The sequence below is a fragment of the Pseudomonas fluorescens genome, from assembly GCF_900215245.1.
Classification (GTDB): Bacteria; Pseudomonadota; Gammaproteobacteria; order Pseudomonadales; family Pseudomonadaceae; genus Aquipseudomonas; species Aquipseudomonas fluorescens.
In genome coordinates this window covers 842,173-863,037 of record NZ_LT907842.1, presented here as the reverse complement: position 1 = coordinate 863,037, position 20,865 = coordinate 842,173, and the positions used below count along the sequence as shown (strand labels likewise).

Below are 20,865 nucleotides of genomic sequence, written 5' to 3'. Positions count from 1 at the left end.
CTGGGCACCTGATATCGACCTGCCGAACGGAGTGCCCGCGTGTTCGCCTTAGATCAACGCCTGCAACAAGACACACTGGCCATTGGGGACTTTCCGCTCTGTCGCCTGCTGCTGTCCAACGACTCGAACTACCCCTGGTTTATCCTGGTGCCGCGCATCAAGGGTATCAGTGAAGTGTTTCAACTGGATGTCGCAGATCAACAAACACTGTGGAAAGAAACGACGGCCTTGGCGCAACTGCTTAATGAAGGCTTCGTGGCCGACAAGATGAACATTGGCGCTTTGGGTAACGTTGTCAGCCAGCTGCATGTGCATGTGATCGTGCGCAAACGGGATGACGCTGCCTGGCCCGCACCGGTCTGGGGCAAACACCCGGCCCAGCCTTATACCGAGGAGCAAGTGGCGGCGATCCGCAGCCGACTGCGCGTGTTATTGCCTGCCGGCTTCATCTTTACCCAGGACTGAATCATGGACCTGCAAGAACGCGTCACCGACCTGGAAAGCCGTCTGGCCTTTCAGGACGACACCATCGATACCCTCAATGGCATCCTCGTCGCCCAGCAGCGTGCGGTTGAACGGCTGCAACTGCAGATGATGGCGCTGCTCAAACGCCAGGAAGAAATGGGTGGCCAGTTCGAGTCATCCGAAGAAGAGGCCCCACCGCCTCACTATTAATGAGCACGCAATAAAAAACCGCGACCCAGCCAAGCTGGATCGCGGTTTTTTTTGCGCTGCGGGTGGGAATCAGCGACGCGGCAATGCCGCGATCACGTCTTCGGCCTGCAGGCCTTTGTCGCGGTTCATGACGGAGAATTCCACGCGCTGGCCTTCGACCAGGACGCGATGGCCTTCGCCACGGATAGCCCGGAAGTGGACGAAGATATCGTCGCCCGAATCGCGGGAAATAAAGCCGAAGCCTTTAGAGGTGTTGAACCACTTGACGGTCCCGGTATCCCGGTTGGTCATGTCGTAGCTTTGCGACGCGGCGGCGGGGGACGAACGGTAGAAGCTGATGGCCAGGTGAAGAACGATGGCGACCACAGCAATCACCAGGCTGAGCAGTATGGCTGGGTGGCCGCCTACTTCAGGCATCGGTGCCAGGAGGGTGAGGGTTTGAACGACAACGGTCAGCACCAGCAACGCACTGACCAGGTTTTGCAGTTGATGACGCGTGCCTTTGTTCCAGTAAGGGATTACCGGTACCAGCGTCAGGTTAAGAAGGCCGAACAAGGCCAGGTACAGAGCGTCGTGTTGTTCCAGGTAGGGAGGGCTTCCCTGTTGCAAGCTCGGTATAAAGGACAGCAGCAAAGCTGCAACGCCCGTTAGCAGGTGGACGATTTTCAACATTTTGATTAACTCACGTTAAGAAGGATCACAAGGAAGAGCTGACTGGCACGGTTCGCTTCTGAACAATGGGAGGCGTTGAGCACGTGCGCGGGTATCAGCCTATGTGGCGGCCGCAGAAATAAACGGCGAACCACACGATGTCTATTTAACAGCAAAGGCTGTGCCTACTCAAATCAAGCATTTCGGGGCGTTAAAGCCAGCAGGGCATTTCTGCATCAAACGCTTGTCCTAGACAGGTGCGGGCTTTTCGGGCGACATTTTGAATGTTTCCTGACCTGCGCAAAGCTTGTCCGCCGGTCGCGGGCGAGTGACAGCCTTGGGGTAGAGCGGGGCGATTTGTCGCATGGCACCTGCGTGAGGCGGGCTGCACACCGGCGGCACTCTTGCTAGAGTGGTCCTGCACCTGATCAATGAATATTCGTCAATTGAAGGGGAAAAACATGGCAATCGATATTGGTATCAGTGAAGAAGATCGTAAATCCATCGTCGATGGGCTTTCACGGCTTCTGTCCGATACCTATGTACTGTATTTGAAAACCCACAACTTCCATTGGAACGTCACGGGCCCCATGTTTCGTACGCTGCATTTGATGTTTGAAGAGCAGTACACCGAACTCGCCCTGGCAGTGGACTCCATTGCCGAGCGTATCCGCGCCTTGGGCTTCCCGGCACCGGGTGCCTATTCGATCTACGCCCGCCTGTCGTCCATCAAGGAAGAGGAGGGTGTGCCAAGTGCCGAAGAAATGATCAAGCAATTGGTGGCAGGCCAGGAAGCGGTGACACGTACCGCGCGCGGGATCTTCCCCTTGCTCGATAAGGTCAGCGATGAGCCGACGGCGGACTTGTTGACCCAGCGCATGCAAGTCCACGAGAAAACCGCGTGGATGCTGCGTTCCCTGCTCGAAAATCAATAAGCTTCGTGCCTGAGCGGCGCCTTCCTGGCGCCGCTCGCTTGTTTCTCTGCGCTTCCTGGCGTTGTCCTACGATTATCGACTCCCCGTCTTCTGGCTGCCCCTCTCGTCCTGCTGTTTTATAGGCCTACTGTCCAATGGGAGAAACCCATGGGCTGCTGTTTGGCAATGGAGTGTCAGGTGTATGTCACGTGGAGTGAGTAATGGAGTGATGGAAACCTGTGGTTTTCATAAGATAAAGGTCGACCCCTTTGCAAAAGGGTTCGACATGGGGCTGGCCAAGCCGTTGTCCCGGTCGGTCAGGCTCAATGGGTTCTCGACCTGCCTGCGGCTTGAACAGATCTATTGGAATATCCTCACGGAGATAGCCGGGATCAATGCCTGCTCAGTCAGTGCGTTGCTGTCTTACGTCGACCGGGAAGTGCATTTAAGGTACGGAGGGGTGAAGAACTTCAGTGGGCTGGTCAGGGTGGTGTGCGTGGTTCACGTACTAAAAGGACGTATCAGCGCCCTTAACCCCGATTAATCCGGCAGTTGCGAAGCGGGCCCTCCGTCAAGGCGGGCCAGGCTTCGGGCAGAAAGCCGGCTGCACTGCCTCGATTTACCAGATATAATCCCGCGCTTTGCTGCGCACGCCTTGGGTTTATCCACAGGGCCGGGCGTGGCGCAGTAACGATCTGATCGCCGAGACATCTCCATGCCCATGTACGACTATCAATGTGCTTCCTGTGGTCATCAGTTGGAAGCCATTCAGAAGATCAGCGCAGCGCCGCTGGTCGATTGCCCTGCCTGCCAGGCTCCTGAGCTGAAGAAGATGTTGTCCATGCCGGGCTTCCGCCTGAGCGGCGGCGGCTGGTACGAGACCGACTTCAAGACCGGCGCCAAGAAAAACCTGGCGGGCGGCGACAAAGCAGACTGAGTTGAACTCTACGCGCAGGCTCCTGCATTATCCGTCCCCTGCTTAACTGTACGGTGACGAGGCGAGCCTCCACCGAATTTCGAATTACGAGAAGTGAAACCACTACCATGATGCGCAGCCACTATTGCGGCCAACTGAACGAGACCCTGGATGGTCAGGAAATCACCCTTTGCGGATGGGTTCACCGTCGCCGCGACCACGGCGGGGTGATTTTCCTCGATATCCGTGATCGTAATGGTCTGGCCCAGGTGGTGTTCGATCCGGACCGCGCCGAAAGCTTCGCCGCCGCCGACCGTGTGCGCAGCGAGTACGTTGTGAAGATCACCGGCAAGGTTCGCCTGCGTCCGGCCGGTGCCGTGAACGCCAACATGGCGTCCGGCGCAATTGAAGTGCTGGGTTACGAGCTCGAAGTGCTGAACGAGTCGGAAACCCCGCCGTTCCCACTCAACGAGTATTCCGACGTTGGCGAAGAAACGCGCCTGCGCTACCGCTTCCTCGACCTGCGTCGCCCGGAAATGGCCGAGAAGCTGCGTCTGCGTTCGCGCATGACCACCAGCATCCGTCGCTTCCTCGACGAGAACGGCTTCCTCGACGTCGAAACGCCGATCCTGACCCGGGCCACCCCGGAAGGCGCGCGTGACTACCTGGTGCCGAGCCGTACCCACGCCGGTTCCTTCTTCGCCTTGCCGCAATCGCCACAGCTGTTCAAGCAACTGCTGATGGTGGCTGGCTTCGACCGTTACTACCAGATCGCCAAGTGCTTCCGTGACGAAGACCTGCGTGCCGACCGCCAGCCAGAATTCACCCAGATCGACATCGAGACCAGCTTCCTCGATGAAAAAGAGATCATGGGCCTGACCGAGCAAATGATCCGCAACCTGTTCAAGGAAGTGCTGGATCTGGAATTCGGCGAATTCCCGCACATGACCTTCGAAGAAGCCATGCGCCGCTACGGTTCCGACAAGCCAGACCTGCGTATTCCGCTGGAACTGGTGGACGTGGCCGACCAGCTCAAAGCAGTCGACTTCAAGGTGTTCAGCGGCCCGGCCAACGACCCTAAATGCCGTATCGCTGCCCTGCGTGTACCCGGCGGCGCGAGCATGCCGCGCAAACAGATCGACGACTACACCAAGTTCGTCGGCATCTACGGTGCCAAAGGCCTGGCGTATATCAAGGTCAACGAACGCGCCAACGGTGTTGATGGCCTGCAATCGCCGATCGTGAAAAACATCCCGTTGGACAACCTGAACGCGATCCTGGATCGCGTTGGCGCGGTCGACGGCGACATCGTGTTCTTCGGCGCCGACAAGGCCAAGATCGTCAGCGAAGCGCTGGGCGCACTGCGCATCAAGCTCGGTCACGACCTGGACCTGCTGACGTGCAAGTGGGCGCCGATGTGGGTCGTCGACTTCCCGATGTTCGAAGAGAACGACGACGGCAGCTTCAGCGCCTTGCACCACCCGTTCACCGCGCCGAAGTGCTCGCCTGAAGAATTGGAAGCCAACCCGGCCGGCGCTTTGTCCCGTGCCTATGACATGGTGCTCAATGGCACTGAGTTGGGTGGCGGTTCGATCCGTATCCACCGCAAAGAGATGCAACAAGCGGTCTTCCGCCTGTTGGGCATCAACGAAGCGGAACAGGAAGAGAAGTTTGGTTTCCTGCTCGACGCCCTGAAATACGGCGCACCGCCGCACGGTGGCCTGGCGTTCGGTCTGGACCGTCTGGTGATGCTGATGACCGGCGCCCAGTCGATCCGTGAAGTGATTGCCTTCCCGAAAACCCAGAGTGCTGCGGACGTGATGACCCAGGCTCCGGGCGTGGTGGATGCCAAGGCGCTGCGCGAGCTGCATATCCGTCTGCGCGAGACGCCGAAGGCTGAGTAAGGCTGCGGCGTGAAAGCGCAATAAGGTTTTACGCAGTCAAAAAGGCGCATCTTCGGATGCGCCTTTGCGTTTAAAAGAGGGAATTCCTGCCTGGGGCGGGATTGATAAGGTTTCTAGAGAATTTCGGAGTTGTGTTATGGCTGGCCATTCCAAGTGGGCGAACATCAAGCACCGCAAAGAGCGTCAGGATGCCAAGAAAGGCAAGATCTTCACCAAGTGGATTCGCGAACTGACCGTCGCCGCCCGCCAAGGCGGTGGTGACCCAGGCTCCAACCCGCGTCTGCGCCTGGCGCTGGACAAGGCCTTGGGCGCCAACATGAGCCGCGACATCATCGACCGCGCTGTGGCCCGTGGTGCCGGTGCGGCCGACACCGACGACATGGTCGAGTTGAGCTATGAAGGCTATGGCCCAGGTGGGGTGGCGGTAATGGTCGAGTGCATGACCGACAACCGCAACCGTACGGCGGCAGCGGTGCGCCATGCATTCAGCAAATGCGGCGGCAACCTGGGCACCGACGGTTCGGTGGCCTACCTGTTCGAGCGCAAGGGGCAGATCTCCTTCGCGCCCGGTACGGATGAAGACGCGTTGATGGAAGCCGCCATGGAAGCGGACGCCGACGACGTAGTCACCAACGAAGACGGTTCCATCGATGTATTCACCTCGTTTGCCGGGTTCTATGCCGTGCGTAATGCACTGGAAGCGGCCGGTTTCAAAGGCACTGACGCGGAAATCGTGATGCTGCCGACCACCAGCGCCGAGCTGGACCTGGACGGCGCGCAGAAAGTGCTGAAGATGCTCGATATGCTCGAAGACCTGGACGATGTGCAGAACGTTTATTCCAATGCCGACATTCCAGAAGAAGTCGCAGCACAGCTGGTCTGAAGAATGATGTAAATCAACATGTGGGAGCTGGCTTGCCTGCGATAGCATCACCTCGGTTTAGAAGACGCACCGAGGTGCCTGCATCGCAGGCAAGCCAGCTCCCACAGTTGATCGATGTTGGCCGCAAGAATTGTGTTTCCCCCAACCCGCAGGCGTTATGACTTTAATCCTAGGTATCGACCCCGGTTCGCGCATTACCGGTTTTGGCGTGGTGCAACAGACCCCGCGTGGCTGCGTCTACGTCGCCTCGGGCTGCATCCGCACCGGCGCGGGCGAGTTGGCCGAGCGCCTGCAGATCGTCTATCGCGGCGTGCGTGAAGTGATCCAAACCTACGGGCCGGTCACGATGGGCATCGAAAAGGTCTTCATGGCCAAAAACGCCGACTCGGCCCTCAAACTCGGCCAGGCCCGTGGCGCCGCCATTGTCGCCGGTGCGGAGGAGGGCATGGAAATCGCCGAATACACGGCGACCCAAGTCAAACAGGCCGTAGTGGGCACCGGTGCGGCAAACAAGGAGCAGGTGCAGATGATGGTCATGCACATGCTCAAGCTCACCTCAAAACCGCAAATCGACGCCTCCGACGCCCTGGCTATTGCCATTTGCCATGCCCACACCCGCTCCAGTCTGTTGCCGCATGGCCTGGGCACGGCACGCAGTCGTGGCGGGCGGCTGCGTCTCTGATAGCATCAGCGCAATCGTAATTTCCGGTCAGGCCGTGTTCTGACCCCAAGCTTTAAGGATCTGAACCGTGATTGGACGCTTGCGCGGCACCCTGGCTGAAAAACAGCCGCCGCACCTGATTCTGGATGTAAATGGGTTGGGGTATGAGCTGGAAGTGCCCATGACCACCCTCTATCGCCTGCCATCGATCGGCGAGCCGTTGACCCTGCACACTCACTTGGTGGTGCGCGAAGACGCGCAATTGCTCTATGGTTTCATTGGCAAGCGTGACCGCGACTTTTTCCGCGAACTGATTCGCCTCAATGGCGTGGGGCCCAAGCTTGCCTTGGCGTTGATGTCGAGCCTGGAAGTGGATGAATTGGTACGCGCTGTTTCGGCCCAGGACACCTCCGCGCTGACCAAGGTGCCGGGGGTCGGCAAGAAAACCGCTGAGCGCCTGCTGGTGGAGCTCAAGGACCGCTTCAAGGCCTGGGAAGTCGTGCCGAGCATGTTTGCCCTGGTGCCGAACCAGCCGGATATGCCGGTGGGGCAGCTTGCAAGTGCCGAAAGCGATGCCGTCAGCGCGTTGATCTCCCTGGGCTACAAGCCGCAGGAGGCCAGCAAGGCGGTGTCGGCCATCAAGGACAAGAACCTGAGCAGCGAAGACATGATCCGCCGAGCCCTGAAGGGAATGATTTAAGTGATTGAAGCAGATCGTCTGATCGCGGCCACCGGCCCGCGCGACCGTGAAGAAGTCCAGGACCGGGCCATCCGCCCGCTGAGCCTGGCTGAATATATCGGCCAGCCGACCGTACGCGAGCAGATGGAGTTGTTCATCCAGGCCGCGCGCGGGCGCAATGAGTCCCTGGACCACACGTTGATCTTCGGCCCGCCGGGGCTGGGTAAAACCACCCTGGCCAATATCATCGCGCAGGAAATGGGCGTGTCGATCAAGTCCACCTCCGGCCCGGTGCTGGAGCGTCCGGGTGATCTGGCGGCGCTGCTGACCAATCTTGAGCCCCACGACGTGCTGTTTATCGACGAGATTCACCGGCTGTCGCCGATCGTCGAAGAAGTGCTGTACCCGGCCATGGAAGACTTCCAGCTCGACATCATGATCGGCGAGGGCCCGGCGGCCCGCTCGATCAAGCTCGACCTGCCGCCTTTCACATTGGTCGGCGCAACGACTCGCGCGGGCATGCTGACCAACCCGCTACGAGACCGTTTCGGCATTGTTCAACGTCTAGAGTTCTATAGCACCGCTGACCTGGCGACCATCGTCAGCCGGTCGGCGAGCATTCTCGGCTTGCCCCTGGACCCGGAAGGCGCCTTTGAAATCGCCCGCCGGGCCCGTGGCACGCCACGGATCGCCAACCGTTTGTTGCGTCGCGTACGCGATTTTGCCGAGGTGCGGGCCAAGGGGCATATCACCAAGGCCGTGGCCGACCTGGCGTTGAACCTGCTGGATGTGGACGAGCATGGCTTCGATCATCAGGATCGACGTCTACTCTTGACCATGATCGAAAAGTTCGACGGTGGGCCGGTGGGCGTGGACAGCCTGGCGGCCGCCATCAGTGAAGAGCGCCATACCATTGAGGATGTGCTGGAGCCGTACCTGATCCAGCAGGGCTACATCATGCGTACGCCACGGGGGCGAGTGGTGACGCGCCACGCCTATTTGCACTTTGGGTTAAACATTCCGTCACGATTGGGCGAGATGCCTGTAGTAGACGAATTCCTCGATGCAGTGGACGATTAAAAAGATCATGCCAGTCGATTTATCTTAAGTTTGTGCTGTCCTAGTGGCTGGTGTCGTCATTCAGTCGTTATAAATATTCTCGAGAACCCAGAGCGAGAATGAAAAAACAGTTGCGAGCCGGATTGGCAACCTGAGGAGTAAGCACTAGAGTATGCGCGCGCAAAACGGGGATCAGTCGTTCGCACATCGCTGTCGCGTTTATTACGAGGACACCGATGCTGGCGGCATCGTGTATTACGTCAACTACCTCAAGTTCATGGAGCGGGCTCGAACCGAGCGGCTACGGGAGTTGGGCTTTGCCCAATCCACGCTTGCGGGGGAGGACCTGTTGTTTGTCGTGCATTCCAGCGAGGCGCGTTACCACGCGCCGGCGCGGCTGGACGATGAACTGCTGGTCAGCGCGGAAGTAATCGAATTGAACCGTGTCAGCCTGCGCTTTAAACAGCAAGTCAGGCGGGCAACGGATGCAACGCTGCTCTGTGAGGGGCAGTTCCTGGTGGCGTGTGTGCGCACCAATAGTTTGAAGCCCCGGGCCATTCCCGAAGCTCTACGTGCGGCCTTTGCCGGCGTAAGCGGCGCGGGTAAACAATCAACGCAGGAGATTTAGCGTGGAACCTACCGTCGTCGACCATTCCTCCATGTGGAGCCTGGTCAGCAATGCCAGTGTTGTGGTTCAACTGGTGATGCTGATCCTGGTAGCCGCATCGGTTACCTCTTGGGTCATGATTTTTCAGCGCAGCAACTTGCTGCGTGCCGGTCGACGTGCCCTGGAGAGCTTCGAAGAGCGCTTCTGGTCGGGTATCGACCTGTCCAAGCTGTACCGTCAGGCGGGCAGCAACCCGGACCCGGATTCGGGCGTCGAGCAAATCTTCCGCGCCGGTTTCAAGGAGTTCTCGCGCCTGCGTCAGCAGCCGGGCGTCGACCCTGAAGCGGTCATGGAAGGTGTGGCCCGTGCCATGCGCGTCGCGATTTCACGCGAAGAAGAGAAACTCGAGCAGAGCCTGCCGTTCCTCGCTACCGTCGGCTCCGTCAGCCCGTACATCGGTCTGTTCGGCACCGTGTGGGGGATCATGAACTCCTTCCGTGGCCTGGCTCAGGCCCAGCAAGCCACCCTGGCCACTGTGGCCCCGGGTATCGCCGAAGCCCTGGTCGCTACCGCGATCGGCCTGTTCGCTGCTATTCCAGCAGTAATCGCTTACAACCGTTTTGCCGCACGCGGCGAAACCTTGATCAGCCGTTACTACACCTTCGCCGACGAGTTCCAGGCGATCCTGCACCGTAAAGTGCACACCAGCGAAGAATAAGCAGGTATTTCCCAATGGCTTTAATCGCTCGAGCTCGCAAAAAGCGCAAGCCGGTCGCCGAGATGAACGTAGTGCCCTACATCGACGTGATGTTGGTGCTGCTGGTCATCTTCATGGTGACCGCGCCGATGCTCAATCAGGGCGTGAAGGTTGATCTGCCCAAGGTTTCCAGCGAAGCCTTGCCGCAAGACAACAACACTCAGGTCCTGACCATTTCGATCAAGGCTGACAAGACCTATTACTGGAACCTTGGCAGCGAAGTCGACACTCAGAAACAGCAGGACAAGGCCTTGACCTTGCCGGCCATGACTGACGCGGTGACCAAGATCATTCGCTCCGGCAATGAAGGCGGCAAGCACACCCAGGTCTTTATTCGCGGCGACAAGTCGGTTGACTATGGCTCCGTCATGGGCGCCATGGGCGGGCTGCAGAAGGCCGGCGTCGGTAACGTTGGCTTGATTACCGAGGCGCCCTGATGCACCAACAGCGAGAGCCGTCCGCCTCGGAAAGCTACTTCTGGCCTAGCGTCTGGGCAATTGCCCTGCACGTCCTGGTGTTTGGCATGCTGTTCGTCAGCTTTGCCATGACACCGGACCTGCCGCCAGCCAAGCCGATCGTGCAGGCGACCCTGTATCAGCTGAAATCGAAAAGTCAGGCCACCACCCAGACCAATCAGAAGATTGCGGGTGAGGCCCAGAAGTCGGCTGCGCGCCAGACCGAAGTCGAGCAGATGGAACAGAAGAAGGTCGAGCAGGAAGCGGTGAAGGCTGCTGCGGAACAAAAGAAAGAAGAGGCGGCTCAAAAGGCCGAGGAATCGAAAAAGGCTGACGAAGCCAAGAAAGCTGACGAGGCGAAAAAGGCTGATGAAGCCAAGAAAGCCGAGAAAGCTGCCGAAGCCAAAAAGGCCGAAGAGAAACAATTGGCTGATATAGCCAAGAAGAAGTCTGAAGAAGAAGCCAAAAAAGCTGCCGAAGAAGAGGCCAAGAAAAAGGCCGCTGAAGAGGCCAAGAAAAAGATAGTCGAAGACGCGAAGAAAAAAGCCGCCGAAGACGCCAAGAAAAAAGCTGAAGCAGACGAGGCGAAGAAAAAGATCGCCGACGACGCGAAGAAGAAAGCTGCCGCCGATGCCACCAAGAAAAAGGCCCAGGAAGCAGCACGTAAATCCGCCGAAGAGAAAAAGGCCCAGGCCTTGGCAGATTTGCTTTCCGACACGCCGCAGCGTCAGCAAGCCTTGGCCGATGAGCGTGGTGATGAAGTCGCGGGCAGTTTCGACGACCTGATTCGGGCACGGGCAGCGGAAGGTTGGACGCGTCCACCTTCGGCACGTAAAGGTATGACAGTAGTGCTGCAGATCGGCATGTTGCCGGACGGCACGGTGACTTCGGTCAGCGTTTCCAAGTCCAGTGGTGACGGTTCGTTCGACAGTTCGGCGGTTGCCGCGGTCAAGAACATTGGCCGGTTGACCGAGATGCAGGGAATGAAACCAAGCGACTTCGCTCCCTATCGTTCATTCAAGATGACATTCACACCTGAGGATCTAGCCTTGTGAGAAACCTTCTTCGAGGAATGCTTGTCGTTATTTGCTGTATGGCAGGGATAGCGGCGGCGGATGAAAAGAACATCCTGGTCACCAGCGGTAGTGATCGGGCCACCCCGATCGCGGTTGTACCGTTCGGCTGGCAGGGCGGCAGCGTGCTGCCGGACGACATGGCCCAGATCGTCAGTGACGACCTGCGCAACTCCGGTTACTACGCGCCGATTCCGAAAGGCAACATGATCAGCCAGCCGAACCAGGCCAGCGAAGTTGTGTTCCGTGACTGGAAGGCCGTCGGCGCCCAGTACCTGATGGTCGGCAACATCGTGCCGGCCGGCGGTCGCCTGCAAATCCAGTACACGTTGTTCAACGTGGCTACCGAGCAGCAGGTCTTGACCGGCAGCGTATCGGGCACCGCCGAACAACTGCGGGACATGGCGCACTACATCTCGGACCAGTCGTTTGAAAAACTCACCGGTATCAAGGGTGCGTTCTCGACACGCCTGCTTTATGTAACGGCTGAGCGTTTCTCCGTAGACAACACGCGTTACACGCTGCAGCGTTCGGACTACGACGGCGCGCGCGCCGTGACCTTGCTGCAGTCCCGTGAGCCAATCCTGTCGCCGCGTTTCGCGCCGGACGGCAAGCGTATTGCCTACGTGTCGTTCGAACAGCGCCGTCCGCGTATCTTCGTCCAGCACATCGATACTGGCCGTCGTGAGCAGATCACCAACTTTGAAGGCCTCAACGGTGCGCCAGCATGGTCACCGGATGGTTCGCGCCTGGCATTCGTACTGTCCAAGGATGGCAACCCGGATATCTACGTGATGAACATGGCTTCGCGCCAGATCAGCCGTGTTACCAGCGGCCCGGGCATCAACACCGAACCGTTCTGGGGTAAGGATGGTTCGACCATCTACTTCACCTCCGACCGTGGTGGCAAGCCTCAAATCTACAAAACAAGCGTAGGTGGCGGTGGCGCAGAACGCGTGACCTTTATTGGTAACTACAATGCCAACCCTAAGCTTTCGGCTGATGAAAAGACGTTGGTGATGATTCACCGTCAGGATGGTTTCACTAATTTCCGGGTTGCGGCCCAGGATTTGCAGCGTGGAACGGTAAAAATCCTCACAGACACCAACCTTGATGAGTCAGCTACTGTTGCGCCCAACGGCACCATGGTAATCTACGCCACCCGCCAGCAGGGCCGGGGAGTCTTGATGCTCGTGTCCATTAATGGACGCGTAAGGCTCCCGCTTCCTACCGCACAAGGCGAAGTCAGAGAACCGTCCTGGTCCCCTTACCTGAACTGACGCGGCGCTACAAAAAGATTTGCTTAACACACTGGGGTTCATTAGGAGTTTCACGATGGAAATGCTGAAGTTTGGTAAGTTTGCTGCTCTGGCTCTGGCTCTGTCCGTAGCCGTTGGTTGCTCGTCTAAAGGCGGCGACAATGCCGGTGAAGGCGCAGCTGTTGATCCAAACGCTGGTTACGGCGCTAACACTGGTGCAGTTGACGGCTCCCTGAGCGAAGAAGCTGCTCTGCGCGCTATCACCACTTTCTACTTCGAATACGACAGTTCGGACCTGAAGCCAGAAGCCATGCGCGCTCTGGACGTTCACGCGAAGGACCTGAAAGCTAACGGCGCTCGCGTTGTTCTGGAAGGTAACACTGACGAACGTGGTACTCGTGAGTACAACATGGCACTGGGCGAGCGTCGTGCGAAAGCCGTTCAGCGCTACCTGGTACTGCAAGGTGTTGCTCCAGGCCAACTGGAACTGGTTTCCTACGGTAAAGAGCGTCCAGTTGCTACTGGCCACGACGAGCAGTCCTGGGCTCAAAACCGTCGCGTCGAACTGCGTAAGTAATTCGTCATGCGAACGTGCCGTCGTGCTCTAACTGTATTGGCTCTCAGCTTCGCACCGCTTGCGGTGTGGGCTGCGGTTCCTGTGGAAGATAGCAACTCTGGCTATAACAATAGCGGGAGCAGTTATCCGCCAGCGGGTTATGGCACGAACGGCGCCTATGCTGGGGGGGCGGCTACGTCCGCCCCCTCGGCACAGGGCGAACTGTTCAACCAGCTGCAACGCATGCAGGATCAATTGTCGCAGCAACAAGGCACGATTGAAGTACTGCAGAATCAAGTGAACCAGCTGAAGCAAGAAGGCCTGGAGCGTTACCAGGATCTTGATCGACGCATTGGAGCCGGCGTAACACCTGCCGCAACTCCTGATAATTCTTCTGCCGGTGGTGCGCCAAGCGCTGCCGCCGGTGGTGCCGCAGCAGGGGCAGCGGCGGCTAGCCAAGCCCCTGCCGCCAGCAGCGAACCGGGTGATCCAGCGAAGGAAAAACTGTATTACGATGCAGCCTTCGACCTGATCAAAGCCAAGGATTTCGATAAGGCCAGCCAGGCTTTTACCGCATTCCTGCGCAAGTACCCAAACAGCCAGTACGCGGGCAATGCCCAGTACTGGTTGGGTGAGGTCAACTTGGCCAAGGGTGATTTACAAGCAGCAGGCCAGGCTTTTGCCAAGGTCAGCCAGCTGTACCCAAAGCACGCCAAGGTGCCTGATTCGCTGTACAAATTGGCCGACGTAGAACGCCGCCTGGGTCATACCGACAAGGTCAAAGGCATTCTGCAGCAAGTGGTTGCCCAGTATCCGGGTACCTCTGCTGCTCAGTTGGCCCAGCGGGATCTGCAACGCTTGTAAGCGATGTCGCCCGTTTAGAAGAAACCCGCGCCTGGCGCGGGTTTTTTCGTTAGAATCCACGCCCTTTTATGAAACACGCTCCTTGGGGTTGACGCGTTGGCGCAATCCCTTGAAGTGCCTGACGGAGGCGGACAGCCTGTTTAGCTGTTACGCCCGTGGCGACTATGCAAGACACATTACGTATTACCGAAGTTTTTTACTCGTTGCAGGGTGAAACGCGAACCGCTGGCCTGCCCACCGTATTTGTACGGTTGACCGGTTGCCCTTTGCGTTGCCAATACTGTGACAGCGCCTACGCCTTCAGTGGCGGCACCGTGCGCACGCTCGACGACATCCTTGAGCAGGTTGCCGGCTTCAAGCCGCGCTACGTCTGCGTGACCGGTGGCGAGCCTCTGGCCCAGCCCAATGCCATCCCGTTGCTCAAGCAACTGTGTGATGCAGGTTACGAAGTCTCGCTGGAGACCAGCGGAGCGCTGGACATCTCTGCCGTGGATTCGCGCGTAAGCCGAGTGGTCGATCTGAAGACCCCAGGCTCCAAGGAAGCGCACCGTAACCTGTACGAGAACATCGATCTGCTGACGGCCAACGACCAGGTCAAGTTCGTGATCTGTTCGCGCGACGATTATGACTGGGCGGCTTCCAAGCTGATCCAATACGGCCTCGACCGTCGTGCCGGCGAAGTATTGTTCTCGCCGAGCCATCATGACTTGAACGCCCGCGACCTGGCCGACTGGGTCGTGGCGGACAACCTGCCGGTGCGCCTGCAATTGCAGTTGCATAAATACCTGTGGAATGACGAGCCGGGGCGCTGACATGACGGGTCAAAAGCGCGCAGTCATCTTGCTGTCCGGCGGCCTCGACTCCGCCACCATGGTTGCCATGGCACAAGCGCAGGGCTACCTCTGTTACACGATGAGCTTCGACTACGGTCAACGCCACCGCGCCGAGCTGGACGCCGCCGTGCGTGTCGCCCGTGACTTGAGTGTGGTCGAGCACAAGGTGATCGGACTCAACCTCAATGGCATCGGCGGGTCAGCCCTTACCGACAGCAGCATCGAGGTGCCCGAGGCGCCCAGCGAAGGCATCCCGTTGACCTACGTGCCGGCGCGCAACACCGTGTTTCTGTCCCTGGCTCTCGGTTGGGCCGAAGTACTCAATGCCCGTGACATCTTCATCGGCGTCAACGCACTGGACTACAACGGTTATCCGGACTGCCGTCCAGAGTATGTCGAGTCATTCGAGCGCATGGCCAACCTGGCGACCAAGGCGGGTGTGGAAGGGCAGGGCTTTCGTATCCAGGCCCCGCTGCAGAACATGACCAAGGCAGACATTGTGAGGGCTGGCGTAGGACTTGGCGTGGATTACGCGCTGACTGTTTCCTGCTACCAGGCAGACGATGCTGGCCGTGCTTGTGGGAAATGTGACGCTTGCCGACTGCGTGCAGAAGGCTTCCAAACGGCCGGAATTACAGACCCAACGCGTTATTTCTGATTTATTTCAAATAAGGTGTTGAATAATCCTTAGAAATCAGTATTATACGCGCCACCACACAGCGGGTCGTTAGCTCAGTTGGTAGAGCAGTTGGCTTTTAACCAATTGGTCGTAGGTTCGAATCCCACACGACCCACCATTTTTGGCGGTTTAGAAAATCCGGAAGGCCCACGCAAGTGAGGATTTCCGGGTTTTTTTTTGCCTGGGATTTGGTTGAGAAGTAGAGCCTGGGTGAGGGGTTACCACTAAAGCCGGTGCAGGGGGCGTGCCGTCGCGGCGTTCGCTACGCGAGGTTTCAATAGAATGTCTTGAGTGATGGGCAACTCAGATATATCTCCCGCAATTGTCAGTTATAGACCTTATCTGCTTTAGGAAAAGTCCACGCCGTCCGAGCGCTCTTTCTGATAGCGCGGTTTGGTGTCAGCCATTTACTGTCATATCGTGAAATGTGCGTACAAGTCGTCAGTTGCCTTGATCGAAATCAGCAATTATTTACAGCCGACAATGACGCCTTTCAGACCGCTAGGGCATTCATCGGTGTCAGCACTATTGATGCGTGTGAGGCCTTATAACCATGGCTATGAACGGGCATTGCATTGATGCCTATTGATGGCTATTCCAAAAGAGGGCTGTGGTTGTTATGAATATCTACCGTTCGCAACTTTCTCCACAAGCAATACATGTTCAACTGCCAACACAATCGCCAGCGAGTGTGACGGTAATAAAATCTGAAGACAGTGCTTCACCTACTCCGCTTATTTCCGATGCCTCAGTGCTCAATAAAGTAAGCGATCCAAAATTTGAAATGAAGAAAGAGTTCACATCTCCCAACGGATTGTTTGGTGTGAAGTACTCGCTTGCCGCTCCGAGCCCTGGGTTGAGCAACATTACGTTCCCTATCATTATCGACGAAGGTCTTCAAAAAAAGGCTGATAAGGACGCAGGGATTTACTACGCGATGATGTTCGGCGTCAATACTGAGAAAGGTACAGCCCTTGGTCGTGGCTATATCGGGATGCAACCCCGAGGGGATGGCAAGGCGCTGATTATTTTTTCCGGATATGGCCCGCATTTCAATGCGCCCAAAGGGCGTGCTGAATTTGATGGGGTAACAGGCGCGAGCAATAGCACCTTGGTGGACTTTAAGTTTGGCAATAAGTATGAACTTACTGTCGAACGAGACCCCGCAGACCCGCGAATTTTGAGCGCCTATGTTCAGGATGTTACGGATCCTGATAACCCTGGGCCAAAACAACATGTCAAAGATATACACGTCGATCAGAATGTTGCGCTAGCGGGTAGTGACGCTGGCTTCGTCGAACAATACGGCGCGAAAATAAATAAAAGCTCGCAGATAGCGCCTACCCGCGGTAGTTTTTTTGCACCCTTTACTACTGATGACAAGGGGGATGTAAAGGTGGGTGAAATCATGAGCACAGGTCTGTACGGCAGGTATAAAAATTCGACGGTAGGTAAACAGCATATTGTCAAAGAACAGGGCGTAGGTAAGGAGTTGGAGTTCTCTTTGCAAGGTGTTGGCTCTTAGGCGCAAACTGACGGCTGGCAGTATAGGTAGTGTTTTCGAAGGGCCTGTAAAACTTTATTCCCACCGCCTTATGGCGGTTTAGAAAATCCGGACGGCTCGCGCAAATGAGGCGTTCCGGATTTTTTGGTTAAAGAGTATTGGCGTCCGCTCAACCAAACCGCCCGGTAATATAGTCCTCCGTTTGCTTCATCTGCGGCTTGGTGAAGATCTCGTCCGTATTCCCATACTCAATCAATTCCCCCATGAACATGAACGCGGTGTTGTCCGACACCCGCGCGGCTTGCTGCATGTTGTGGGTCACGATAATCACCGTGTATTGCGCCTTCAACTCTGTAATCAACTGCTCGATACGCCCGGTCGAGATGGGGTCGAGTGCAGAGGTCGGTTCGTCCAGCAGCAATACCTGCGGTCGCAGGGCAATCGTGCGCGCGATGCACAGTCGCTGTTGCTGGCCACCCGAGAGGCTCTGTGCGCTCTGGTTGAGTTTGTCTTTCACTTCATCCCACAGGGCGCCGCCGCGCAAGGCTTGCTCGACGCGGTCATTCATTTCGCGCCGGGACAATTTTTCATGGTGACGCACCGCGTAGGCGATGTTGTCGAAGATCGACATCGGAAACGGCACGGGCTTCTGGAACACCATGCCCACATGGCTGCGCAGGCGGTTCATCGAATAGCCGGGGGCGAGAATGTTTTCGCCATTGAGCAGCACTTCGCCACGCGCTTCTTGCTTGGGGTACATCGAGTAGATGCGGTTGAACACCCGCAGCAAGGTGGACTTGCCGCAGCCTGAGGGACCGATGATGGCCGTGATGCGCTTTTCCGGAATGTCGATGTCGATGGATTTCAGGGAACGTTGATTGTTGTAGAAAAACTCCAACCCGCGCACCTGGATTTTGGTTTTTTCGTGAGCAATGCCGGTGGCGTCCATCAGTGAGACCTATTGCGTAAAAGAATCAGGCGGGATGCCAGGCTGAGTACCAGCACGAACAGCGTGAGCACCAATGCACCGGCCCACGCGAGCGCATGCCAGTCGTCGAACGGGCTCATGGCGTACTGGAAAATAACCACCGGCACGCTGGCAATCGGCTTGAGCAGGTTGCTGCTCCAGAACTGATTGCCGAAGGCGGTGAACAGCAGCGGCGCCGTTTCCCCGGTAATCCTGGCCAGCGCGAGCAGGATGCCGGTGACCACGCCGGCTTTGGCCGCCCTCAACACGATCTGCAGTGTCAGCTTCCACTGCGGCACACCCAGTGCCAGGGCCGCTTCGCGCATGGTCGAGGGTTGCAGTTGGAGCATTTCATCGGTGGTGCGTACCACCACCGGGATTACCAGCAGGGCCAAGGCCAATGCCCCCGCGATGGCAGAAAATCCGACCTGGTGATTGGTCAGCAGGTTCAGCGGCAGAATGACGCCGGTGTAGATGAACAGCCCCAGCACAATGGATGGCGCGGACAGCAGGATGTCGTTGATGAACCGCACGGTAGTACCCAGGCGCGAGTGTCGTGCGAACTCTGCCAGCCAGATGCCCGCCATCAGCCCGATGGGGGTGCCGATCAGCAATGCGATAGCGGACATCAGTGCGCTGCCATAAAACGCATTGGCCAGGCCGCCTTCGGTGCCGGGCGGTGGGGTCATCTGGGTAAACAGGCGCAGGTTCAACGCCTGGAAGCCATTGACGATGGTCGTCACTAATATCCATGCCAGCCACAGCAGGCCAAAGGCCGTAGCGCCGCAACTGAGGCACAGGGCTACGCCGTTTTTAAGCGCGCGTTTTCGGTAGAGGCGTTCGTTGGCGTTCATAGCCCTTCCTTACGCGACAGGCGCATCAGCATCAGCCGCGCCAACGCCAGCACGACGAAGGTCACGATAAACAGCAGGAAGCCCAGGGCGATCAGCGCCGAGCGATGCAGATCGGTGTAGGCCTCGCTGAACTCGTTGGCGATGACCGACGCGATCGAGCTGCTGGGCATCAGCAGTGAGGCGGAAAACTGCTGGGCGTTACCCAGTACGAAGGTCACGGCCATGGTCTCGCCGAGGGCACGACCCAAGCCGAGGAAGATGCCGCCGACCACCGCCGAACGGGTGTAGGGCAACACGATGTCCCACACCACTTCCCAAGTGGTGCTGCCCAAGGCGTAGGCGGATTCTTTCAACTGTGTCGGCACACTGCGAAACACCTCATGCATCACCGACGTGATGAACGGCATGATCATCACCGCCAGCACGATGCCGGCGGTCAGCATGCCAATCCCCAGTGGCGGGCCCTGAAACAGCGAGCCGACCAAGGGCAGGGCGCCCAGGTAGTCATTGATCAACGGCGACAGGTGTTCGGCCATAAACGGCCCGAACACGAACAGGCCCCACATGCCATAGATGATCGATGGAATACCGGCGAGCAATTCAATCGCTGATGCGACCGGCATCTTCAGCCAGGGCGGCGCGACTTCGGTGAGAAAAATCGCGATGCCGAAACTGACCGGGACTGCAATCAGCAAGGCCAGAAACGAGGTCACCAGGGTGCCGTAGATCGGCACCACGGCGCCAAAGTGGTTATTGACCGCATCCCACTCGGTGCTGGTGATGAAGTCGAAACCAAAGGTCTTGAACGCCAGCCCGCCGCCCCAAAGGGTCGAGGCTGCAATGGCTGCCAGCAGCAGTAGCACCAACATGGCTGCGCCGAACAGTGTGCGTTTGAACCACAGATCGTGGCGTTGATCGCGGGCCGCGCGGCTGTCGCTGCGTGTGTCGCCCGCGTGAGTTGTCATAACCAGGGTTTGGACGCTGTCGTTCATATCAGATGTGCTCACCGCCTTCCTCAAGCGATGAGGAAGGCGGTCATAAGGCGAATCAGTTGGTGAAGTCAGACTTCCAGTAACCTTCGATTCGCGTCACCAGAGAGTCCGGCAATGCTACGTAGTCCAGTGCCGCAGCCTGTTGCTGACCTTTTTCCAGTGACCACTTGAAGAAGCTGAAGGCGGCCTGGCTTTGCTCCGCGTTCTTGGGCTGCTTGTACATGATGATCCAGGTGGTGGCTGTGATCGGCCATGCGCCTTCGCCTGGCGCGTTGGTCATGATCAGGTTGAAGTCTTTGGCGTGGGCCCAGTCGGCGGTGTCAGCGGCGGCCTGGAACGCTTTGGCGTCAGGTTTGACGAATTTCCCCGAAGCGTTCTTCAACTGGGTGTACGTCATCTTGTTCTGCAACGCGTAGGCGTATTCCACAAAGCCAATGGAGTTTTTGATCTGCTTCACGTAGGCAGAAACCCCTTCGTTACCCTTGCCACCCACGCCGACCGGCCAGGGCACGGTGGTGCCGAAGCCGATCTTGGTTTTCCAGCTATCGCTGACTTTGGACAGGTAGTTGGTGAAGTTGTACGAGGTGCCCGAGCCGTCGGAGCGGTGCACCACGGTGATGTTCGCCACCGGCAGGTTCAAGCCGGGGTTGAGCGCGGCGATTGCCGGGTCGTTCCAGGCCTTGATGTCACCGAGAAAGATCTTCGCCAGCACATCACCGTCGAGTTTCAACTGACCTGCGGCCACACCTTCGACGTTCATCACCGGCACGATGCCGCCAATTACGCTGGGGAACTGGCCCAGGCCGCCGGCTTTGAGTTCATCGGCGGACAGCGGCGCGTCCGAGGCGCCGAAGTCAACGGTGGCTGCCTTGATTTGGGCGATACCGCCGCCGGAGCCGATGGACTGGTAGTTGATGCGGTTGCTGGAGTTCTTACTGTAGTCCTGTGACCACTTGGACAGCACCGGGTAGACGAAGCTCGAACCGGCACCGGTAACGTCAGTGGCGTGGGCCACACCGCTCAGGCACAGGGCGGTCAACAAAACGGACAGACTTTTTTTGCTCGGCAACATCACGACAACACCTCAAGGAAGGGGTAAGTGGATAGGTCCACCTGTCTAAGA

25 protein-coding genes and 1 tRNA gene are annotated in these 20,865 nt (G+C 57.8%); 21 read left to right on the top strand and 5 right to left on the bottom strand.

All coding sequences use genetic code 11. The features are described from left to right. Nucleotides 1-39 precede the first annotated feature (39 nt). Together CPH89_RS04070 and CPH89_RS04065 are read left to right on the top strand one after the other, a co-directional pair. Nucleotides 40-465 carry an HIT domain-containing protein gene (locus tag CPH89_RS04070; protein ID WP_053257764.1) on the top strand — a complete coding sequence of 142 codons (426 nt, stop codon included), beginning with the start codon at nucleotides 40-42 and terminating at the stop codon, nucleotides 463-465. A gap of 3 nt (nucleotides 466-468) precedes the next feature. Further along, nucleotides 469-675, top strand: coding sequence for a SlyX family protein (locus CPH89_RS04065; RefSeq protein ID WP_053257763.1), 207 nt, complete (start codon nucleotides 469-471; stop codon nucleotides 673-675). Nucleotides 676-744: 69 nt separating this feature from the next. Here the strand turns inward: CPH89_RS04065 and CPH89_RS30720 are convergent, their stop codons facing one another. Beyond that, nucleotides 745-1,347, bottom strand: coding sequence for a cold-shock protein (locus CPH89_RS30720; RefSeq protein ID WP_053257762.1), 603 nt, complete (start codon nucleotides 1,345-1,347; stop codon nucleotides 745-747). 440 nt (nucleotides 1,348-1,787) lie between these two features. Here CPH89_RS30720 and CPH89_RS04055 point away from each other — a divergent pair, with 440 nt between their 5' ends. The 19 genes from CPH89_RS04055 to CPH89_RS30545 all read left to right on the top strand — a co-directional run bounded on the left by CPH89_RS04055 (nucleotide 1,788) and on the right by CPH89_RS30545 (nucleotide 16,950). Continuing rightward, the gene (locus tag CPH89_RS04055; protein ID WP_053257761.1) at nucleotides 1,788-2,261 is read left to right on the top strand and encodes a Dps family protein; all 474 of its coding nucleotides are present in this window, start codon (nucleotides 1,788-1,790) and stop codon (nucleotides 2,259-2,261) included. 181 nt (nucleotides 2,262-2,442) lie between these two features. Then, nucleotides 2,443-2,784 (top strand): ribbon-helix-helix domain-containing protein, encoded by a 342-nt coding sequence (locus tag CPH89_RS04050; protein WP_053257760.1) that lies wholly within the window; start codon nucleotides 2,443-2,445, stop codon nucleotides 2,782-2,784. 171 nt (nucleotides 2,785-2,955) lie between these two features. Beyond that, nucleotides 2,956-3,177, top strand: coding sequence for an FmdB family zinc ribbon protein (locus CPH89_RS04045; RefSeq protein WP_017139808.1), 222 nt, complete (start codon nucleotides 2,956-2,958; stop codon nucleotides 3,175-3,177). Nucleotides 3,178-3,284: 107 nt separating this feature from the next. After that, on the top strand, nucleotides 3,285-5,060 hold the full coding sequence (gene aspS, locus CPH89_RS04040) for an aspartate--tRNA ligase (RefSeq protein ID WP_053257759.1): 1,776 nt from the start codon (nucleotides 3,285-3,287) through the stop codon (nucleotides 5,058-5,060). 136 nt (nucleotides 5,061-5,196) lie between these two features. Next, nucleotides 5,197-5,943, top strand: a complete 747-nt coding sequence (locus CPH89_RS04035) for a YebC/PmpR family DNA-binding transcriptional regulator (protein WP_053257758.1) — start codon at nucleotides 5,197-5,199, stop codon at nucleotides 5,941-5,943. A 157-nt stretch (nucleotides 5,944-6,100) separates the two neighbouring features. After that, a complete protein-coding gene (ruvC, locus tag CPH89_RS04030) occupies nucleotides 6,101-6,625 on the top strand; it encodes a crossover junction endodeoxyribonuclease RuvC (RefSeq protein WP_016975450.1) in 525 nt (174 codons plus the stop codon). A 67-nt stretch (nucleotides 6,626-6,692) separates the two neighbouring features. Beyond that, a complete protein-coding gene (gene ruvA, locus CPH89_RS04025) occupies nucleotides 6,693-7,304 on the top strand; it encodes a Holliday junction branch migration protein RuvA (RefSeq protein WP_053257757.1) in 612 nt (203 codons plus the stop codon). After that, the gene (ruvB, locus tag CPH89_RS04020) at nucleotides 7,305-8,363 is read left to right on the top strand and encodes a Holliday junction branch migration DNA helicase RuvB (protein ID WP_053257756.1); all 1,059 of its coding nucleotides are present in this window, start codon (nucleotides 7,305-7,307) and stop codon (nucleotides 8,361-8,363) included. A 151-nt stretch (nucleotides 8,364-8,514) separates the two neighbouring features. Next, nucleotides 8,515-8,970 (top strand): tol-pal system-associated acyl-CoA thioesterase, encoded by a 456-nt coding sequence (gene ybgC / locus CPH89_RS04015; protein ID WP_053257755.1) that lies wholly within the window; start codon nucleotides 8,515-8,517, stop codon nucleotides 8,968-8,970. A 1-nt stretch (nucleotide 8,971) separates the two neighbouring features. After that, nucleotides 8,972-9,667 carry a protein TolQ gene (tolQ, locus tag CPH89_RS04010; protein WP_024077143.1) on the top strand — a complete coding sequence of 232 codons (696 nt, stop codon included), beginning with the start codon at nucleotides 8,972-8,974 and terminating at the stop codon, nucleotides 9,665-9,667. 23 nt (nucleotides 9,668-9,690) lie between these two features. Next, nucleotides 9,691-10,143: a protein TolR gene (tolR, locus tag CPH89_RS04005; RefSeq protein WP_161793227.1), complete on the top strand. Its 453-nt coding sequence runs from the start codon at nucleotides 9,691-9,693 to the stop codon at nucleotides 10,141-10,143. Then, the gene (tolA, locus tag CPH89_RS04000) at nucleotides 10,143-11,216 is read left to right on the top strand and encodes a cell envelope integrity protein TolA (RefSeq protein ID WP_053257754.1); all 1,074 of its coding nucleotides are present in this window, start codon (nucleotides 10,143-10,145) and stop codon (nucleotides 11,214-11,216) included. The genes tolR and tolA overlap by 1 nt, the downstream gene beginning before the upstream one ends. A gap of 17 nt (nucleotides 11,217-11,233) precedes the next feature. Beyond that, on the top strand, nucleotides 11,234-12,514 hold the full coding sequence (gene tolB / locus CPH89_RS03995; RefSeq protein WP_169875597.1) for a Tol-Pal system beta propeller repeat protein TolB: 1,281 nt from the start codon (nucleotides 11,234-11,236) through the stop codon (nucleotides 12,512-12,514). A 55-nt stretch (nucleotides 12,515-12,569) separates the two neighbouring features. Then, nucleotides 12,570-13,070, top strand: coding sequence for a peptidoglycan-associated lipoprotein Pal (gene pal, locus CPH89_RS03990; protein WP_003209827.1), 501 nt, complete (start codon nucleotides 12,570-12,572; stop codon nucleotides 13,068-13,070). Between the two features lie 6 nt (nucleotides 13,071-13,076). Next, nucleotides 13,077-13,913, top strand: coding sequence for a tol-pal system protein YbgF (gene ybgF, locus CPH89_RS03985; protein WP_053257752.1), 837 nt, complete (start codon nucleotides 13,077-13,079; stop codon nucleotides 13,911-13,913). 164 nt (nucleotides 13,914-14,077) lie between these two features. Further along, nucleotides 14,078-14,725: a 7-carboxy-7-deazaguanine synthase QueE gene (queE, locus tag CPH89_RS03980; protein WP_053257751.1), complete on the top strand. Its 648-nt coding sequence runs from the start codon at nucleotides 14,078-14,080 to the stop codon at nucleotides 14,723-14,725. A gap of 1 nt (nucleotide 14,726) precedes the next feature. Continuing rightward, nucleotides 14,727-15,404: a 7-cyano-7-deazaguanine synthase QueC gene (gene queC / locus CPH89_RS03975; RefSeq protein ID WP_096236742.1), complete on the top strand. Its 678-nt coding sequence runs from the start codon at nucleotides 14,727-14,729 to the stop codon at nucleotides 15,402-15,404. 63 nt (nucleotides 15,405-15,467) lie between these two features. Further along, nucleotides 15,468-15,543, top strand: a tRNA-Lys gene (locus CPH89_RS03970). Nucleotides 15,544-16,044: 501 nt separating this feature from the next. Continuing rightward, on the top strand, nucleotides 16,045-16,950 hold the full coding sequence (locus CPH89_RS30545; RefSeq protein WP_232005428.1) for a hypothetical protein: 906 nt from the start codon (nucleotides 16,045-16,047) through the stop codon (nucleotides 16,948-16,950). Between the two features lie 148 nt (nucleotides 16,951-17,098). Here the strand turns inward: CPH89_RS30545 and pstB are convergent, their stop codons facing one another. The 4 genes from pstB to pstS all read right to left on the bottom strand — a co-directional run bounded on the left by pstB (nucleotide 17,099) and on the right by pstS (nucleotide 20,814). Next, nucleotides 17,099-17,878 carry a phosphate ABC transporter ATP-binding protein PstB gene (gene pstB, locus CPH89_RS03960; protein WP_053257749.1) on the bottom strand — a complete coding sequence of 260 codons (780 nt, stop codon included), beginning with the start codon at nucleotides 17,876-17,878 and terminating at the stop codon, nucleotides 17,099-17,101. After that, nucleotides 17,878-18,750 carry a phosphate ABC transporter permease PstA gene (pstA, locus tag CPH89_RS03955; RefSeq protein ID WP_053257748.1) on the bottom strand — a complete coding sequence of 291 codons (873 nt, stop codon included), beginning with the start codon at nucleotides 18,748-18,750 and terminating at the stop codon, nucleotides 17,878-17,880. The genes pstB and pstA overlap by 1 nt, the downstream gene beginning before the upstream one ends. Continuing rightward, entirely contained in the window at nucleotides 18,747-19,715 is a 969-nt protein-coding gene (gene pstC, locus CPH89_RS03950) for a phosphate ABC transporter permease subunit PstC (protein WP_371850818.1), read from the bottom strand. Before pstC ends, pstA begins: the two co-directional genes overlap by 4 nt. 82 nt (nucleotides 19,716-19,797) lie before the next feature. Beyond that, the gene (gene pstS, locus CPH89_RS03945) at nucleotides 19,798-20,814 is read right to left on the bottom strand and encodes a phosphate ABC transporter substrate-binding protein PstS (protein ID WP_078827231.1); all 1,017 of its coding nucleotides are present in this window, start codon (nucleotides 20,812-20,814) and stop codon (nucleotides 19,798-19,800) included. Between the last annotated feature and the right edge of the window lie 51 nt (nucleotides 20,815-20,865).